Consider the following 223-nt stretch of genomic DNA (forward strand, 5'->3'; position numbering starts at 1 on the left):
CGGCGACCAAGGCCAAGGACGCGAAGACGCACATCACCCCGAAGCCGACAAACGGCTGAGGCTCCATCTTCCACATCAGGAAAAGGATTTACCCATGAAGAACTTTGTATTGGCACTGGCGCTGGCCGCCTTCGCAACCCCAGCCTTGGCTGCCGGCAATCATGCCGGCGGCCACGCTGAAAAAATGGCCATCGGCGAACCTGGCGATAAAGCCAAGGCCACG

The 223-nt window shown here is 59.6% G+C and carries 1 pseudogene; it reads left to right on the plus strand.

Annotation, left to right across the window (positions count from 1 at the left end):
* Positions 1-94: 94 nt before the first annotated feature.
* Positions 95-223: pseudogene (locus tag BN1800_RS43345) on the plus strand (cupredoxin domain-containing protein); the annotation flags it as partial.

Source organism: Rhizobium sullae, assembly GCF_900169785.1.
Classification (GTDB): domain Bacteria; phylum Pseudomonadota; class Alphaproteobacteria; order Rhizobiales; family Rhizobiaceae; genus Rhizobium; species Rhizobium sullae.